The 16,691-nt window shown below is 65.1% G+C and carries 19 protein-coding genes and 2 tRNA genes; 13 read left to right on the top strand and 8 right to left on the bottom strand.

Going from position 1 to position 16,691, the window contains the following annotated elements:
- Positions 1-9: 9 nt before the first annotated feature.
- Positions 10-693 carry a hypothetical protein gene (locus tag QW845_RS07855; RefSeq protein ID WP_315801038.1) on the bottom strand — a complete coding sequence of 228 codons (684 nt, stop codon included), beginning with the start codon at positions 691-693 and terminating at the stop codon, positions 10-12.
- Positions 694-931: 238 nt separating this feature from the next.
- Here QW845_RS07855 and QW845_RS07850 point away from each other — a divergent pair, with 238 nt between their 5' ends.
- Positions 932-2,524 (top strand): S10 family serine carboxypeptidase-like protein, encoded by a 1,593-nt coding sequence (locus QW845_RS07850; RefSeq protein ID WP_315801037.1) that lies wholly within the window; start codon positions 932-934, stop codon positions 2,522-2,524.
- Between the two features lie 17 nt (positions 2,525-2,541).
- Here the strand turns inward: QW845_RS07850 and QW845_RS07845 are convergent, their stop codons facing one another.
- Entirely contained in the window at positions 2,542-3,930 is a 1,389-nt protein-coding gene (locus QW845_RS07845; protein ID WP_315801036.1) for a serine hydrolase domain-containing protein, read from the bottom strand.
- 146 nt (positions 3,931-4,076) lie between these two features.
- Entirely contained in the window at positions 4,077-4,622 is a 546-nt protein-coding gene (locus QW845_RS07840; protein WP_315801035.1) for a tetratricopeptide repeat protein, read from the bottom strand.
- A gap of 290 nt (positions 4,623-4,912) precedes the next feature.
- Between QW845_RS07840 and QW845_RS07835 the strand changes: the two genes are divergently transcribed.
- The 4 genes from QW845_RS07835 to QW845_RS07820 all read left to right on the top strand — a co-directional run bounded on the left by QW845_RS07835 (position 4,913) and on the right by QW845_RS07820 (position 7,317).
- The gene (locus tag QW845_RS07835; protein WP_315801034.1) at positions 4,913-5,254 is read left to right on the top strand and encodes a hypothetical protein; all 342 of its coding nucleotides are present in this window, start codon (positions 4,913-4,915) and stop codon (positions 5,252-5,254) included.
- Between the two features lie 161 nt (positions 5,255-5,415).
- On the top strand, positions 5,416-5,862 hold the full coding sequence (locus tag QW845_RS07830) for a hypothetical protein (RefSeq protein WP_315801033.1): 447 nt from the start codon (positions 5,416-5,418) through the stop codon (positions 5,860-5,862).
- A gap of 283 nt (positions 5,863-6,145) precedes the next feature.
- Entirely contained in the window at positions 6,146-6,859 is a 714-nt protein-coding gene (locus QW845_RS07825; RefSeq protein ID WP_315801032.1) for a porin family protein, read from the top strand.
- 218 nt (positions 6,860-7,077) lie between these two features.
- Positions 7,078-7,317: a DUF6719 family protein gene (locus tag QW845_RS07820; RefSeq protein WP_315737532.1), complete on the top strand. Its 240-nt coding sequence runs from the start codon at positions 7,078-7,080 to the stop codon at positions 7,315-7,317.
- A 227-nt stretch (positions 7,318-7,544) separates the two neighbouring features.
- Here QW845_RS07820 and QW845_RS07815 read toward each other — a convergent pair whose 3' ends face one another.
- A complete protein-coding gene (locus tag QW845_RS07815) occupies positions 7,545-7,790 on the bottom strand; it encodes a hypothetical protein (protein WP_315801031.1) in 246 nt (81 codons plus the stop codon).
- A gap of 180 nt (positions 7,791-7,970) precedes the next feature.
- On the opposite strand from QW845_RS07815, the gene QW845_RS07810 reads away from it, so the two are divergent.
- A complete protein-coding gene (locus tag QW845_RS07810) occupies positions 7,971-8,078 on the top strand; it encodes a hypothetical protein (protein WP_041750859.1) in 108 nt (35 codons plus the stop codon).
- A gap of 67 nt (positions 8,079-8,145) precedes the next feature.
- On the opposite strand, the gene QW845_RS07805 is transcribed toward QW845_RS07810, so the two are convergent.
- The gene (locus tag QW845_RS07805; RefSeq protein ID WP_316237696.1) at positions 8,146-8,658 is read right to left on the bottom strand and encodes a hypothetical protein; all 513 of its coding nucleotides are present in this window, start codon (positions 8,656-8,658) and stop codon (positions 8,146-8,148) included.
- A gap of 319 nt (positions 8,659-8,977) precedes the next feature.
- On the opposite strand from QW845_RS07805, the gene QW845_RS07800 reads away from it, so the two are divergent.
- The 3 genes from QW845_RS07800 to QW845_RS07790 all read left to right on the top strand — a co-directional run bounded on the left by QW845_RS07800 (position 8,978) and on the right by QW845_RS07790 (position 11,130).
- Complete coding sequence (locus QW845_RS07800; protein ID WP_315801029.1) at positions 8,978-9,565, top strand: TetR/AcrR family transcriptional regulator; 588 nt, start codon at positions 8,978-8,980, stop codon at positions 9,563-9,565.
- A 211-nt stretch (positions 9,566-9,776) separates the two neighbouring features.
- On the top strand, positions 9,777-10,439 hold the full coding sequence (locus tag QW845_RS07795; protein ID WP_315801028.1) for a DUF3313 domain-containing protein: 663 nt from the start codon (positions 9,777-9,779) through the stop codon (positions 10,437-10,439).
- A 94-nt stretch (positions 10,440-10,533) separates the two neighbouring features.
- Positions 10,534-11,130, top strand: a complete 597-nt coding sequence (locus QW845_RS07790) for a DUF2147 domain-containing protein (protein WP_315801027.1) — start codon at positions 10,534-10,536, stop codon at positions 11,128-11,130.
- Positions 11,131-11,183: 53 nt separating this feature from the next.
- Here QW845_RS07790 and QW845_RS07785 read toward each other — a convergent pair.
- Both QW845_RS07785 and QW845_RS07780 read right to left on the bottom strand, forming a co-directional pair.
- Positions 11,184-11,258, bottom strand: a tRNA-Thr gene (locus tag QW845_RS07785).
- Between the two features lie 193 nt (positions 11,259-11,451).
- Positions 11,452-11,916, bottom strand: a complete 465-nt coding sequence (locus tag QW845_RS07780) for a hypothetical protein (RefSeq protein WP_315801026.1) — start codon at positions 11,914-11,916, stop codon at positions 11,452-11,454.
- Between the two features lie 370 nt (positions 11,917-12,286).
- Between QW845_RS07780 and QW845_RS07775 the strand changes: the two genes are divergently transcribed.
- Both QW845_RS07775 and QW845_RS07770 read left to right on the top strand, forming a co-directional pair.
- Positions 12,287-12,748, top strand: a complete 462-nt coding sequence (locus tag QW845_RS07775; RefSeq protein ID WP_315801025.1) for a hypothetical protein — start codon at positions 12,287-12,289, stop codon at positions 12,746-12,748.
- 67 nt (positions 12,749-12,815) lie between these two features.
- A complete protein-coding gene (locus QW845_RS07770; RefSeq protein WP_315801024.1) occupies positions 12,816-13,274 on the top strand; it encodes a hypothetical protein in 459 nt (152 codons plus the stop codon).
- A gap of 57 nt (positions 13,275-13,331) precedes the next feature.
- Here the strand turns inward: QW845_RS07770 and rlmB are convergent, their stop codons facing one another.
- Positions 13,332-14,162, bottom strand: a complete 831-nt coding sequence (rlmB, locus tag QW845_RS07765) for a 23S rRNA (guanosine(2251)-2'-O)-methyltransferase RlmB (RefSeq protein ID WP_315801023.1) — start codon at positions 14,160-14,162, stop codon at positions 13,332-13,334.
- A gap of 217 nt (positions 14,163-14,379) precedes the next feature.
- On the opposite strand from rlmB, the gene QW845_RS07760 reads away from it, so the two are divergent.
- Positions 14,380-14,465 (top strand) — tRNA-Tyr (locus tag QW845_RS07760).
- 574 nt (positions 14,466-15,039) lie between these two features.
- On the top strand, positions 15,040-16,569 hold the full coding sequence (locus QW845_RS07755) for a TolC family outer membrane protein (protein WP_315801022.1): 1,530 nt from the start codon (positions 15,040-15,042) through the stop codon (positions 16,567-16,569).
- Positions 16,570-16,691: the final 122 nt, after the last annotated feature.

The raw sequence follows: 16,691 nt of genomic DNA, 5'->3' as shown, positions 1-16,691 counted from the left end.
CCTTCGGTCTCAGTTGAACCGGATCAATCGCCCGACCGCGGGTCCAGGTCCCGCCTTGGCCTGTGCGTCGACCTTGAACACGATCCGCGCGTTGCTGAAGCTCGCAACATAGGTCCCGCCGGGCGTGAGCGGGTGGCTGGTGCCGGCGAAATCGTAGAATCGTCCCTTGTATTGCCGGCCCGAGAGCTCGACCTGCTGGCGCTCGCCGGGCTGGTCGAGGCGCTCGACGACCAGCGTGCCGCGGCCCTTGGCCTCGAAGATGGGCGACGCGCTGTAGATGATCGCCTGCGCCACCGGTGCGCTGTCCGGTCCGACGCTGCGCACGATCGTGGCCGCGACCTCGCTGGTCTCGCGCGAGGTGGCCTGTGCGTGGCTGGCGTCGCAATTGACGATGTCGCTCTTGAGCGTCGCGCCGTCGACCGTGCTTTCGCCGGGTCCCACGGTGACGCTGCCGGCGCCGTTGACCGTCTCGCGCCGGCACGATTTGAGGTAGCTCATCACCACGGCGCCATCCGGGCCAAGCTTGATCACCTGGCCGGGCGCCACATAGTCCATCAGCTCGGCGCCGGCCACATCCCCCTGGACGTCCTCGACCAGCGCCGCCGGCGGGCCGGCCCAGGCCGCCGGCGGTCCAATCACGACCGGTCCGGCGAGCCCGGTGAGGGCTGCGATGATGAGCGTCGGCAACTTCATGATGAACTCCGTGATCGCGATCGGCGGCGCGCCTCTTGTCCCAAACCTGGGTGTCCCGGTGATGGGACGTCGGAAGCGCTGGAGAGGTTCGAGCCCATAACACACCTGAGGGGACCAGGCACGGGTGCTGATGTGACCTGGATCACGGAAGAGTTGCTTGAGCTTGCTCCCAAGCCGCGGTTCATGCGCTTGCAGAAATGGCGGGTTACGCCAACCGCCTGGTCGAGGGAGTGAGCTGATGGCAGGTTTGAGATCGTCCGTCGCGTGGCCGGGACTGATGGCGTTGGCCTTGACGGCAGTGCTCGCCGGGCCGGCCCTGCACGCCGAGGACGCGCCACCGGCGGCGCAGGACGCCGCGGCGCCGGGGTCACATCGCACCGGCTCGGCTGGAAATCGCGCCGCGAGCCCGCCCGGCTCAGCATCGACCGCCGAGCAGCACAAGCTGCCGCCGGACTCCACCACGACGCAGAAGCTCGAACTGCCCGGCCGCACGCTGTCGTTCACGGCGACTGCCGGTTCGATCCGCCTGTTCGACGACAAGAGCGAGCCGCAGGCCGACATCGCCTACACCTCCTATCAGCTCGATGGCGCCGATCGCGCCAGCCGCCCGGTGACCTTCTTCTTCAACGGCGGCCCTGGCGCCTCATCCGCCTATCTGCAACTCGGCAATGCCGGTCCGTGGCGGATCGGAATCGATGCGGCCAGCGTGACGCCCTCGTCGAAGCCGGAGCTGATGCCGAATGCAGACACCTGGCTCGACTTTACCGATCTCGTGTTCATCGATCCCGTCGGGACCGGCTACAGCCGTTTCGTCGCGACCGGCGACGAGGTGCGCAAACGGTTCTTCTCGGTCGATGGCGACGTGCGTTCGCTGTCGCTCGTGGTGCGTCGCTGGCTGGAGAAGCACGACCGTCTCGCATCGCCCAAGTTCATCACGGCTGAGAGCTATGGCGGCATTCGCGGTCCGAAGATCGTCAACAACCTGCAGCATGACCAGGGCATCGGCATCAGCGGCCTGATCCTGCTGTCGCCGCTGATGGATTTTCGCGACTATTCCGGCTCGAGCCTGATGCAATATGTCGCGAGCCTGCCGAGCTATGCCGCCGTCGCCAAGCAGTTGAAGGGGCCGGTGACCCGCGCCGATCTTGCCGACGTCGAGCGTTACGCCAGCGGCGAGTTCCTGCTCGACCTCGTCAAGGGCGAGGCCGATGTGGAAGCAACCAATCGGCTCGCCGACAAGGTCGCGAGCCTGACCGGCATCGACCAGGCGGTCAGCCGCAGGCTGGCCGGGCGCTTCGACGTCTCGGAGTTTCGCCGCGAGTTCGACCGCAAGAACGGCCGCATCACCGGCCGCTATGACGGCTCGGTGCTCGGCATCGATCCCTATCCGGATTCGAGTCGGTCGCGCAGCTCCGATCCATCGGGTGACGTACTCACTGCGCCGCTGACCAGTGCGGCGGTCGAGCTGACGACGCGCAAGCTGAACTGGCGCCCCGAGGGCTCCTATGAGCTGCTGAGCGGAGCCGTGAACCGGTCATGGGATTTCGGCCGCGGCACCAGCCCGCCGGAGTCCACCGCCGAGCTCCGGCAGATCCTCGCGCTCGATCCCAAGCTTAAGCTCCTGGTCGGCCACGGCCTGTTCGATCTCGCCACGCCATATTACGGCTCGAAGATCCTGCTCGACCAATTGCCGGCTTTCGCGCGGCCGCCGCGGGTCAAGCTCGTGGTCTATCCGGGCGGCCACATGTTCTATTCCCGCGACGACGCGCGCAAGGCCTTCCGCGGCGAGGCCGAGGCGCTGATGAAGGAGGGCAGGGAGGAGGCCCGATGAGTGCAGCGACGTCCGGGCTATGAGTCTTTCTTGCGCCGACCCTTCGGATATTTCCGCTCCATCTCGGCCTTCACCACGCGCTCGGGCCTCACCCGTGCGCCGGCGAGCCAGATCTCGCTCGCGCCGGATTTGGTACGGACGCGCCTGACCGCCTCGCCATGGCTGGCATAGCCGGCGGCGTGCACGATGCGCCCGGTGTCGCGCCCAGTCACCTCGATGCGGGCGGCATCGAGGAACGGGTTGATGAACACCGGATTGGCGACCATGACCTTGTCGCCGAAGGGGACGAGATCGACGGCGCCCCACAGCGTCCACCAGCGGCCGGTCCAATCGCGCGTCCTGCGCGACGGTGCGCCATGGGTGGCGAAGGCCTGCAGGATGAACTTGACCCCATTGGCCCAGCCGGGCGCCCAGCCGTCGACGGCATTGGTCAGCACGGTGATCGTGATGTCGCGCGCGGGAATGACCGAGGTGCGTGAGATGTAGCCCTGAAAGCCGCCGCCATGGCCGAACCAGTCGAAGCCGGCGGTCGTCCCGCTCATGAGCGCCAGGCCGTAATAGGCCTCTTCGACGTCTTGGGGCACGCGCCATTGCCGCCGGATCATCTCGCGCCGGCTCGCGACCGACAGCAGGCTCTTCTTCGCGTTCGGGGCGAGCTGGGCGAAGAAGCGGGCGGTGTCGGCTGCCGTCGCGACCACGCCGGCCGCGGCCATGATCGCGTTGGTCGGATTGTCGCCGGGAATCACGACGCGGCGGCCCACGGGGACGGTGCGCGAATGACCGCGCGCGAACGGGACACCCTTGCCGAGCAGCGTCATGTCCGGCGCGCTTTCACGCAAGGCAAGTGGCGTCATGATCTCGCGCTGGAGCCAGGTCGGGTAGGGCTCGCCGGTGATCGCCTCGATGACCAGGCCGAGCAGGCCGTAGCCGTGGTTGGAATATTTGAAGCGGCTGTTGGGATCGATCGCCGGCGGCAGCTTCAGCTCGGCCAGCAGCTCATCCTTGTCGAGATAGGAGCGGCCGTCGGTGAACTGGCCGGAATCCTTGCCGTCGCGGATCAGGCCCGCCGTGTGCGACAGCAGCTGGTTCAGCGTGGCCGCGGCGACGTCCGGATACAGATCCTTGACGTATTGTCCGACGGTGTCGTCGAGCTTCAACCGCTTCTGCTCGCGCAGGCGCATGAGGGCTGCGGCGGTGAACGCCTTGGTGTGCGAGGCGATGCGGAAGCGGTGCCGCGGCGTCAGCTTCTCGCCGCTGTCGAGATTGGCGTGGCCGTAGGCCGCCTCCAGGACGATCTCACCGCGATGGGCGATCGCAAGGATGCAGCCGGGCTGCTCGGAGACCGCGACCTGAAAGGCCAGCCAATCCTTGATGTAATCGAGTGCTGCGCCAAGCCAGGGCTCCACGAGGCAATCTCCTGTCCAAAAGACGTGATGAAAATGAACTGCGAGACATCCTATCCTTAGCGGACGAAGGGCATGGGACAAACGAAAATGGCGCAACCCTTTCGGGTTGCGCCACTGTCGAGATCGGAGCTGCTCCGATCGCGCCGTCAGTAGACGAGGCCGGTGCCCGGCTGTTTCTCCAGCGCGTCGGCCAGCGAACGATATTCGGGGCTGTTGGTGCCGGCGAGCTGTGCGACCTTGTCGAGGTGGTACTTGGCCTGCTCGCGGTTGCCCTGTTCGAGCTGCCACAGGCCGTAATACTGCCAGGTGCGCACGTGGTTCGGATCATCCGCCAGGGCCTGCTCGTAGTACTGCTTGGAGGCCTGGTAGTTGCCGAGCTTGCGGTAGGAGTAGCCGATCAGGTTGGCGACGTCGGCGACGTCCTCGCGGTTCAGCGCCTTGAGCTGCTGGATCGCGGTGGTGTAGTCGCCGCGATCATAGATCGAGGTGTAGGCCGTGCGATAGGCCGCCAGGAACTTCGGATCTTCGATGCTCGAGCTCTTGTCCTTCTTCTTCTTGCCCGAATCCGACGCCGGCGGCGCAGACGGGGTATCGCTGCCCGCGGCATAGGCCTTCGACAGAAGCAGCGGCCCGGAGGCCACGGCCATCGAGAACAGAGCCAGCGTGGCAATCCTGATCGCAGACTTTTTCATTCGTATCTCCCGAGTTGTCGATCCAACAGGTGACTGCGTACGGAGAAGAACTCCCGCAGCTGCGAAATATTCCCGGCCATTTGCGCGGATTTTGCGCCGCGATCGGTGCATTATACGGACGACATGATGACAGACCAGTCACCTCGATGACTATCCCTTCATGTCCATGAACTGAAAACACCGCTTTACTTCAGGGTGGGTTCAGTGCCGGTTCCCTATCGTCGTCTCCATGATCACGAGCCTATCCGGACTGGATGGTGCCTCCAGATCTTCACATCACGGAGATGACCATGCTGAAGTCAATGTCTGTTGCGCTGCTCGCCGCGTCGATCCTGGCTGCGCCCGCGTTCGCCGCTGGTCCTGCAAAAACCGATACGTCCGCGAAGTCCAGCCAGACCACTGGCACCGCGAAGACCGATGTGAGCAAGACCGATGCGGCCAAGACCGACGCCACCAAGCCGGGCGCGATGCAGGCCGGCGACAAGGCCAACGAGATGAAGCCCACCGTCGGCAAGACGAAGACCAAGCCGCATGCCTCGCTTGTCCGCCACAAGCATCGCCACGTCGCGCATCTCAGCCATCACAACAAGGTGAGCCTCAAGCGCGTGACGCCGGCGACCCGCCGCGGCTGATCCGGCCACGGCCTGGCCAAGCCAGATCTGATCGTCGACCGCCGGAGCGCCAGAGCGCTCCGGCGGTCGCGGCTTGACGAAGGCGTGAGCCGGTACGGATTTCCCGGGTGTCGGCTTTGAGCTAGAACGACCGCGGGATTGGCTTGCAAGAGTTGGGCGCCGTGGGGATGGGGAGATCGAGCTGGTGGCCGGCGACCGTGCTGGCGCTGCTGTTGGCCGGCTGCGCGAGCGGCGGTCCGGCCGCGTTCATGAGCGAGGACAATCGCGGCATCGCCTATACCGGTGATCGTGGCGTCGGCAGCCAGCCGTTTCCGACCAACCACCGCAGCGAGATCCTGTCCTATCTGAGGACCTACCTGAACAATCCGGTCGGGGTGCGCGACGGCGTCATGGCGGAGCCGGTGCAACGGACGGTCGGTGGCCGGCTGCGTTATGTGAGCTGTCTCCGCTATGCGGCGCGCGAGTCCGACGGCAGCTACCGTCCGGCGCAGGAGCGGGCGGCGGTGTTCGTCGACGGCCGGTTCGACCGCCTGGTCGAGGATGCCGGCGAGCTCTGTGCCGGGTCGACCTACACGCCATTCCCGGAGCTGGCCGGCCTCACGCGTTAGGCCGCGGCGTTTTCGACGGCCTGCCACGTCGTCGCAGCGCCTTGCCAAGCGGTTCGTCCGATCACAAATCAGGGACGGGCCGAACGCTTTGTCGCCTTGCGGCGACCAAATGTCGGGCGAGGCGTCAGCTTCACGAAATATTCGGGAAGCCTATGGAACAAAAGGCCTTTGTTGCCCTCTGGTGACACCGCAGCAGCAATCACAGCTGCGTCACCGCCACCGGGCAACCCAAATGCGGCCATGATGTTCGATAGATGTCGCAAACGAATAACGGGGACGTCCCATGAAGCGGTTTTTGATCAGTGCAGTGGCCTTGACCACCTTGGCTGCCCCGGCTTTCGCCGCCGACATGCCTCCGCGCACCTACACCAAGGCGCCGGTCTACACGCCCCCTCAGGCGATCTACAACTGGACCGGCTTCTATCTCGGTGGTCACCTCGGCGGTGCCTTCGCCGGCAACAACAGCCTGGAAGGCAACAACGGGCGCTTCCTCGGCGGCGTGCAGGGCGGCTTCGACTACCAGTTTGCCCCGAACTGGGTGCTCGGCATCGAGGCCCAGTACAGCTGGATGGACCGCAACACGACCAATTTCGGCTTCCCGGGGGCGACGGTTGTCACCTCGACCGGCGCCAACCAGCTCGGCTCGGTCACCGGCCGTCTCGGCTACACCTGGGGACCGGCGTTGCTCTACGCCAAGGGCGGTTACGCCTGGCGGGACGGCAACAATCTCGGGGTGAGCGTCGCCGGCGTGCCGACGGGCTTCACCACGTCCGGCAATACCAAGGACGGCTACACCGTCGGCGCCGGCCTCGAATACATGTTCGCGCCGAACTGGTCGGCCAAGGCTGAATACCAGTACTACAATTTCGGCAATACGACCTTCACGGGCGGACCGGCTCCGGTCGTGGGCAGCCGCTTCAACAGCGACGAGCATACGGTCAAGGTCGGCGTGAACTACCGCTTCGGCTGGGGCGGGCCGGCCGCCAGCAAGTACTAAGCGAGGTCGCGAGCCCCTGGCCGACGGCTTCCGGGTCGAGCGTATCGCGCCTCAATTCCAACACGCCCGCGCCGTCTGGTGCGGGCGTGTTGCTGTCCGGCGGGTGGCCGGCGATGGTTTCGAGGACGCTCACGCGGTGCGAAAAAATTTTCAAACCTTCGTGAAACTTTCGCCATCAGTTGATATTATCAGTCCGCCGGTTTGATGGATCATCCCACATGCGTATCTTGGTGTCCGTGCTGTTGTTGTCGGCGGCTGTTTTGCCGTGCTCCGCCCAGACCGTTCTGAAGTCCGAACCGTTGATGCTGGCCCCCTACGAGGTGGCGCTGGTGCAAACCGCGTCCTGCCCGTCGGGCAAGGTGCTGAAGGTGACCGGCGCGATCCGCGGCGTCAGCCGCAAGCGCGCATGTGTCGCCCTTCCGGCCGAAACGGTATCGCTGGCGACGGCGACGCCCTGAGAACGGGCTTCATGGCGACCTTCCAGCGGGCAGCTCCGGCTGCCCGCTGATCGCGGGTCCGTCTGTCGAAAAATCCTTGATCAAGGCAAGTCGTCCGCGGGAGCGGACGGGCATGAATGCGTGAATGTCTTCTGCCGGCGGCTTCGGTCTGGGCACGCCGAGGCTCGGGGATCAGCCGTACACAGAGCCAATGGTATCATCCAAGGCGCGCTTCCCGCCGCAGCCGCTCAGGATGCGAACGGGATGTTGAACTCCTGCTCGGCTTCGACACGGTTCTGCCAGGGATCTTCCTCGGGCTCGGCGGCGCAGGGCCGGATCTCGTAATCATTGTCGAGCTGCAGATGCGCGGTCGATCGCGCATTGATCATCACGTCCACCACCAGCCCACTCTGCCGCGCCAGCCTCCAGACGTCTCCCTCGGTCGGATAGGCCTTGCTCAACTTGGCGTCGTTGCAAAACAGCGCGTAGGGCATTCCAAACAGCTCCGGAGAAGCGAAGGATGAACCGAGAATGAACGGCACGTGCAGCGAGACACTGGCGCGCCTGAGGCAGGAAAGGGGCCTTTTCGGGCGGCCGAGTCGTAAACGAGTCCTAAATTTTTGAAAAAAGAATCCGTGGGACTCCGGGGCTAGAATCGCCAGATGGTTAAGCCCATGGGAACCGATCTCCACATCTTCTGCGGGCGGATCCAGCTGACGCTCGCCTTTGGGCTGCTGCTCGCCTTCGTCGCCAATGTGGCGCTGCTGTGCGCCTGGCTGTGAGCCGGCGTGTCGATTGCGGATACGTTTGTGCACCCTCGGCCATTTTAGATCCTTGGCGCGGTCGCCTTTAGTCCTCAGGGAGGGCGCTCCGTCCGGCCGATGCTTTCAGGCGCGCGAGTGTCGCGCTGAAATATTCCTGACGCTCCCGATTGAAGCGCTCCTGATGGGCCCGGAAGCGCGCGACGCGGGCGCGAATCTCCGCCTGCATGTCGCGCTGGAGATCGAGCTGCGAGGCGATGCTTGTGAAACGCTCCGCAGGGACCGGGCTCGCGGTGGCGAACGAAGCCTCGGACGCGACGGCGTCGGGCGCTCTCGGCCTTGCAGGCTCCCCCACAGCATCGGGGATCTCAACTTGCACGTTGCCGCCGCGACGTGTCTCGGTTTCGACGGTGTTGGCCATCACGTGCTCGACAGCGGCATGCGTCGGGCGACCGGCCACGGCCTGCTGCGGTGTGATGGGGGTGCCGACCGGAACGGTCGGCAGCTCGAACTGGGCGAAGTCGGCGGGCTTGCCGGTGACCGACTGCACGAAGGCCATGGTCTGCGCGATCAGCGCATCACGCTCTTCCTTCCACGTCATGACGCTTGTCCCCCGATGCCTCAATTGCAACAAAAGCGGCTGACGAAATCAAGTTGAAGACCAGTGACTTCTGGGGATAAGCAGGAGTTCTAGGTGAGATGTGACAACAATATTGCCACAGTCTGAACCCGTTTCGTCCCCACCCGCCAAAGGCGATACCGGAAATCCAGTCGCGTACAAATGGTTCCTAAGCGGCGGGTTTTTCCGGAGCTCTTCTTGACAGAGGAGGGCGGCTCGCCCCTATGACCGAGCCGCCCCGGACTTCGGGGATCATCTGCTCGCAACCTTCGTGCACCGTCCGGGCACTTCGCAGTCTTCGATGGACAACCCTTCACGCTCCGAGCGGTCGCGCAAGGCCGCGCTCACCGCCGCCCTCACCATCATCGCCCGCGATGGTCCGGGGCGGCTGACGCTCGACGCCATCGCCCGCGAGAGCGGGCTGAGCAAGGGCGGCCTGATGCACCAGTTTCCCAACAAGGAAGCGGTGCTCAAGGCTCTGCTGGAACAGCAATTCCTGCATTTCGACGAATTCGCCAGCAGGTACAGGGCTGAAGCCGGCAAAGCGGCTGAGCAGCCCGAGCTCGCGACGCAGATCGCGATCTCGCGGGAGCTGATCGCACAGCAATATTCGGTGGCGCAGGCCATGCTCGGGGCGCTCGCCCAGGAGCCGGGATTGCTGGCCGATGCCCGTGCCAAGGATGCCGAGAGAGTAGCCGAGATCCGCGGCGAGGCCGATGACGCCGATCTCGCGGTTCTGCGATGGGCGGCGGCACGTGGGCTTGCCTTGATGACGATGCTGCGCGTCTCGCCGCTGGAGCAGCCGGACCTGGACCGTCTGTTTGCCCGCCTGCTCGACGACCAGCAATGGACTGCATTCCGGCAGGCCGGGACGACCGGGGAGCGGTGACACCCTTGAGCTCGGCGCCATCTCCAGCCTTGGACGGTTCGATCTGAGCGAAGTCGGGCTGGCTTGCGTCCGATGGCGCTCGATGCCGCCGGAAGTCCCTGTCGACCGCGCATTCCTTCTCATTCGATTTGCTATTTACAAGCCGTCTAGTCGGTTTATAAAGATGATCATGTGAGGCGCTGGCAGCGGCGCCGCAGTCGTGGAGAAGGGGATGAGGAGTCGATTTCGGATGTCCGGCTTCGCTGCGATCGCCGCCGCAGGCCTCTGCGCGGGGTGCAACACGGTGACGCCGGTGGCCTATACCGGAGTGGCGTCGGCGCGCTATCTGGCGCCCAACACATCCGATCCCTCGGGCCGGGTGCCTTACCGCTACGCGGCTGCCGCCGACTGGCGCAGCTATGACAAGGTGACGGTCGATCCGGTCGTGATCTATCGCGGCGCGGATCACCAGTTCGGCGACATGTCCGATCGGGACAAGGCTGCGCTTGCCGCCTACATGCAGCAGCGTTTCCTGGAAAGTCTCTCGACACGCTTCCAGATCGTCCATCAGCGTGGGCCGAATACCCTGCGCCTGCGGCTGACCCTGACCGGCGCCGTCGCCAACACGCCGGTGCTCGGCGTCGCCTCCCGCTTCGATCTCGCCGGAGCCGTCTACAACGGCGTGCAGAGTGCACGCGACGGAGAAGGACTACTGACCGGCTCGGTGTTCTATGCGGCGGAGATTTTCGATGCCGCGAGCGGGCGACTGCTCAGCGCCTTCGTCAGCAAGCAATATCCCTCGCCCTACGACATCAAAGCCAGCGTTGGTGCGCTCGCGGCCGCCGAGGCCGGAATCGACAAGGGCGCCGAGGCCCTGGTCGCACAGCTCCAGTGAGCGGGCCGTGCGAACGATCGCGCCGCGCGGGCAGATGGCACCGCATCGGACGAGCGCGTGGCTCGAGGCCATGGAGACAATGAGGTCCCTGGACATGACATTGAGATTCGTTCTGCGCGTCGGGTTGCGCATCGTCGTCAGTCTGCTGCTGTCGATGGCGGAGGGCCGTGGTCACGCCGCTCCCGTCGGCGATCCGGTCGGCACATGGTTGACCGAGGACGGCCGCGCCCGCGTCCGCATCGAGCGCTGTGGCGCGATGGCCGACCGCGTCTGCGGCTACATCGTCTGGATGAAGGAGGTGGCGGATGCCAAGGGGCAGCCGTTCCGCGACCGGCTGAATCCCGATCCGGCCAGGCGCGGCCGTCTGCTGCTCGGCCACCAGATGCTGCTCGGCCTGAAGCTGAACGCCGACGGCCGCCACAGCGGCGAGGTCTACAACGCCGAGGACGGCAAGACCTATGCTGTCTCGATCTGGCGCGATGGCCCGAAGATTCTGGCGGTCAAGGGCTGTCTGCTCGGGCTGTTCTGCGCGACGCAAGGTTGGGCGTTGGTCACTGATCAGGTGCCCGGCCAACTCATCGGAGCGACCGGCGAGGGCGGCGGGCCGTTGCCGGATCCAGAGTGGACTGCGCCCAGGCCGCCGTCGGCGAGCGGCATCGCCAAGCCAGCCGTCAGGACGAGGGCGAATTGACGCCTAAAGCCGGTGACAGCCATTGCCGCAGCAAATCCCAACTGCACGGAAGCTGGTGCCGGCTGAGGGGATTGAACCCCCGACCTTCGGTTTACAAAACCGCTGCTCTACCGCTGAGCTAAGCCGGCGAAGGCACATTGGTGGCGCAGATCTCGTCGTCAGTTTGCGACGAGGTCTCGCGAAGCGCGGTGTTCCTACCAGAGTTGATGCAGTCCGGCTACTCCCCGCGTGAGCGCCGCTTCTCCCATCAGCCCAGCAAAAAGGGCGGCCGTTGGGCCGCCCCTGTCGGAGCCGATCGTCGAAGCCGCTCCGGCTCGATCTTTACTGGCAGATGTGCATCAGCCCGTCGCTGCCCTTGAACATGGTGCCGGGGCGGCAGACCAGGCCGTTGCGGGTCGCGTAACTGTTCCAGTCGCCATAGTAGCCGTTCGGGCCGCGATCATAGCTCGGTTGGCCGTAAGAGGGGCCGGGACCGTAGGCATAGGCGTCGGCGGTGCGGAACGGCGCGGTGGCGATGGCGCCGGCGGTTCCGATGGCTGCGCCAGCAACACCCGCGGCGGCGCCGACGGCACCGGCGGCGACGTCAGCCGGCCAGAAGCCGGTGCCGCGGCGATTCCAGTCGTTGTTCCAGCCATTGTTGGTCCAGCCGGCGTCGGCGCGCTGCTGCTGCATCATCGCGCCGTCGTGGCGGGCCATGTGGTGGCGGTGGTGCATGTCGCGCGCCATGGCCGGGCCGGCCAGCGCGGTCGCGAGAACAGTAGCCCCGAGAATTGCAGATCTGATCATGGGTGACTCCGTCGTTGCGCCCCAACTCCTAAGTTCCTCCGGCCGCCGCCGTTCCGCGGTCACGCCGTTTTTCACGACGGCCGGCGGCGCGCGTTGTCCACACTGATCGCGATCGTCGCGTGCGGGGCTAGCGGGCCAACCGGGCGGTTGAGGGAGCCGTCGGGCTGGTGACTCCACGATCGGGCTGCGCACGATGGTCGCGACCGCGCGGGCTGATGATCAGGCATTAACCCTCACGCGTGAACCCGACCGGAGCTTTAACCCGGAATGATGGCTCGCGCGTTAGTCTTACCGGCAGATTGATGTGCGCGTTTAACCCATCAGGGCGCGCGTTGCGGTATTTGTAGGACGGCAACCGGGGCGTGAATTCATGCGTATTGCAACGGCTTTTGTGATTGTGATCGGGACCTCTTCCGCCGCGCTCGCGAGCGAAGGCTTCGAGATCGTCATTCCCCAGCGACCCGGCGTGCCCGTCGTCATCGACGGCATCGATGCCTCCTATGCTGTCGTCGAAGGCCAGTCCAGTCTCGGCAAGGGTCAATACATGCAGCCCACGATCTATGGCGGCCGCACGGTCCCGCCCGAGCCATATGTCGGCCATTACTATCCGACCCTCGGAGCGAGGCCCGGCTATGGCCGGATGGAGATCGAGCCGCCGGCCGATCGCAAGCTGCCGAAGCCCGCCGAGAGCTATTCCCGCTCGTGGGGCGCTCAATCCCAGATGCAGCCCCCGGAGCCGGCGGTGCCGATGTATCCGCCTGCCGTCATCCTGGCTCCGCCCGATGGTGATCCACGCGGCTATCCCAATCGGCCGCCGGCCTACCGCCGCTAGCGAGCAACTCACCATCGACAGCCAAACACAAGCAAGACAAGCAAGAACAGATCAACAGGAGAGAGTTATGCGTGGAGTAATTTCAGGACTTGTCGCGATTGCCGGTCTCGCCGTCGCCGGCGGCGCACCGGCCGCGGCCTGCGGCGCCACCGCCTGCGGCCCGTGCGGCTATGCCACCCCCTGCGCGCCGCAGGTCACCTATCAGCCGACGGTCACCTATCAGCCGACCGTGACGTACCAGCCGACGGTGACGTATCGGCCGCAATATTTCTATCAGCCCGGCTACACCTATGGCCACGGCTGCGGCGCCTGCGGCGCGAGCTATGAGCGGCTGTCCGAGCCGACCCGGCAGTATTATTACGTCAACCAGGGGCCGACCTACAGTGGTCCAGGCGCCTTCGCGCCGTATCCGGCCTATGAGGAGCAGGCGCTTCCGGTCTACAGCTATCACCACCGCCGCCACGCCTATCGCTGGGGCGCTTCGCCTTATTATCACGGGCAGCGCGTGCTGCGCCGCTACTACTGATCAGCCGGACATTCGCTCACGCCAACGCCCGTGCGCCTCGTGCGCGCGGGCGTTTCGTCATTTTGTCATCAATCCGATCCGGGTCGCGCCGATATAGAGCGCGAGCACGGCGGCATTGGAGACGTTGAGGCTCTTGATGGCGCCGGGCATGTCGAGCCGTGCCACGACGCTGCAGGTCTCGCGCGTCAATTGCCGCAGGCCCTTGCCCTCCGCGCCCAGCACCAGCGCGAGCGGCTCGCGCAAGGCGACCGCCGCGATGTCCTGCTCGCCCGCGCTGTCCAGCCCCACCGTTTGGAAGCCGCGCTCGTTCAGGCGCGTCAGGGCGCGAGCGAGGTTCTGCACCGTGATGATCGGCACCAGTTCGAGCGCACCGGAGGCTGATTTGGCCAGCACGCCGGTGGCCTCCGGGCTGTGGCGGGCGGTGGTCACGATCGCCTTCACGTCGAATGCTGCCGCCGAGCGCAGGATGGCGCCGACATTGTGCGGGTCGGTGATCTGGTCGAGCACCAGGATCAGCCCCTCGGCCGCGAGCGTGTCGATGTCCGGCGAGGGCAGGGGATCTGCCTCCGCCAGCAGGCCCTGGTGCACGGCGTCCGGACCGAGCCGCTGGTCGATCTGGCTGGGGCGCACGATCTCCGGCGTCACCCTTGTTTCGATCCGCTCGTCGGCGAGCCGCCGCGCAGCGTTCTCGGTCAGGTAAAGTTTGCGAATCCTCCGCTTCGGATTGGCCAGCGCCAGGGTCACGGTGTGCCAGCCATAGAGAATGACGGGGCCATCCGAGCCGTGGTCGCGTTCACGCCACGGCTGCGGCCGCTCGAATCCGCGCGGTTTGCCGGAGAATTTGCCGCCCGGACGGCGAAAAGGGGGCTTTCGGTCGCGTTCGCTCATGGCACGAGCTTCTGTCACGGCCTGCGGATTCTGGCAATTTGGCACCGCTCAGGCGGGAAAATTCGTCGTCCCTTGGTTGACTTCGAGGGGCGGGTTCGATCATAAGGGCCCCGGCCGCGCGCGCCCGCTCATCCGGGCCCCGCGGTCTTACCGTCTCCATGGCGCTGATGGTCCCCGACGCCGCTGTTCCGCGGCCGGCCCGAATTGCCATCGATACGGGGGAGTGTCCCGAGTGGCAAAGGGAGCTGACTGTAAATCAGCCGCCTCATGGCTTCGCAGGTTCGAGTCCTGCCTCCCCCACCATCTACTGCCTTTCAGCTCGACGAGATTTTTCGAGGGCAATGGACCCCCTTAGCCATTGTTTCGCTGCAGACCGTGCGTCGAAATATATGCCTCGCATCTCGGGCCCGGCGGTCGGTCGCGATATTCATTGGATCCTTCGTTGTTCCTTGATGCCGGGGCGGCGATTGCTCACGGCCGTCGTGGCGGGCCGGCGTGGCAATGGCGTGCGACTGATCGCCTGTTGCCGTTCCGCTGTGTCGCCTGAGGGCCCATCTCACTTAATGCCGCGGAAGCGGTCCATATTGAAGACAAACACGAAAAACTCGACATTCTCCGAGGCGAGATTTTTCTTTGTGAAATAAATAGCTGACTTTAAATCACCGCCTCGGCTTTACTTCATTCCCACTGCTTTGATTTTGCTTCAGATTCTGAAATCTCCGCTCCGGAGAATATGGCGGAGCGTAGCTATTCTGCCACAACCGGTCGATTTTTCGCCGCAACTGTGGCGAGTCACATTGCGAGCCGATCTCGGGTTTGTTATCGGTTCCCTATGTTGAAGATCGTATATACACCCATTTTCATATGTGTTGTGGGAATGAGCTTCAGCCCGGCATTGGGCGCTGAGCCGTTCACCATCCAGGATGCCATCAACCAGGCGGTGAAGACCAATCCCGGTGTCGGGGAGGCCGCCGCCAACCGGCGGGCCACCGAAGCCGAGCTTCGCCAGTCCCAGGGTACGCTGCTGCCGCAGGTCCGGCTCGACGCGAGCGCCGGGCCGGAGATGCTCAAGCAATATGTCTCGCCGGCTCCGAGCAATAATGGCCGCTACCTGCGCGGCCGCGAGGCCGGCGTGGTGGTCCGTCAATTGCTGTTCGATGGCTTTTCGTCGATCAATGAAGTGTGGCGCCAGGCGGCGCGGGTCGATGCCGCCGCGTACCGCGTGCTGGAGCGAACCGAGCTGATCGGTCTCGATGCCGCCGAAGCCTATGTCGACGTGGTGCGCTACTCCAGGCTGGTCGCGCTGGCCGACAAGAACCTCAAGGTTCATCTCGAACTGCGCAAGAACGTGCTGGCCCGTTTCCAGGGCGGCCGGGCCGGCGAGGGCGACACGCAGCAGGCGGAGGAGCGGGTCGCGGCGGCACAGGCCGTTCTCGAAGAATTCCGTCTCAGCCTCGAAGTGGCGCGGGCGAAGTACCGCAAGGTCGTCGGCGTCGAGCCTTATAACCTGCGCTTCCCAGGCCGGCTGTCGGACATGCCGCGCGACAAGGCGGAATCGCTCGACATCGCCTACAAGTTCAATCCGACGCTGCGCGCTGCCGCGGCGGACGTGACGGCCGCCAAGCGCGGCTTCGATGCCACCACCGGCACCTTCCTGCCGACGCTTTCGCTGGAAGGCCGCGCGACGACCGGCAAGGAATCGATCACCTACAACAATCGTTACGACGAGGTCAGCGGCAAGGTCGTTGCGTCCTGGGATATCTTCAACGGCGGCCAGAACAGCTGGCGCCGCGAGGAAGCCGCGCAGCGGATGATCCAGGAGCAGCAGAAGCATGCTCGCCTGCAGCGCGATGCGCTGGAGTCGATCGACAAGGCCTGGGCGGCCCGGATCATCACCGCTGATCGCGTCTCAGCTCTCGTCCGCGATGTCGAAGCGGCCCGCCGCACCTTCGTCGCCTACAACAAGGAGTATGAGCTCGGCCAGCGCACGTTGATCGATCTCCTGAACTCCCAGAACCAGTATTTCAACGCCAACGTGTCGCTGGTGTCGGCGCGCGGTGTGGTGGTGTTTGCGGACTACCAGCTGCTTGCCGCGATGGGCCAGATGCTGAACTACCTGAAGACCGGTCACCCCCCGGAGACCGAGCCGGTGGACACGCCGAGCGGCTTCATCGGCTACAGCCTGGCGCCCATTCGACTGCGCGCGCCGGCGCCGGGACCGCAGCCGCTGAGCTCTGCCGGCCCGGTGCCGCTGTTCGGACTGAATGATGGGACGCCGAAGCATCCCGCGCCGATTACCTTTGGCGATCGGTGGGCCTCGAGCGATCCCGAGGATGCGACGTTGTTTGTTACCTCCGGAAAGTACGGCGGATTTGCCCAGAGCCCCAACGGGCCCGCGTCGAAATAGCTGCAACTAACAAGAGCCGGCGCATCTCGCGCCGGCTTTTCACCATATGCATTTACTTTGCGCTGAGATTGTCGCGAAACACCCGTAAAAGTCTCGAAAAAGTCGGGTGCAGGCCAAAGAAC

It is taken from the genome of Bradyrhizobium sp. SZCCHNS3002 (genome assembly GCF_032377435.1).
In the GTDB taxonomy this organism is placed as follows: Bacteria; Pseudomonadota; Alphaproteobacteria; order Rhizobiales; family Xanthobacteraceae; genus Bradyrhizobium.
The sequence above is the reverse complement of the archived record's forward strand: the minus strand, read 5'-3'. Positions and strand labels throughout refer to the sequence as shown.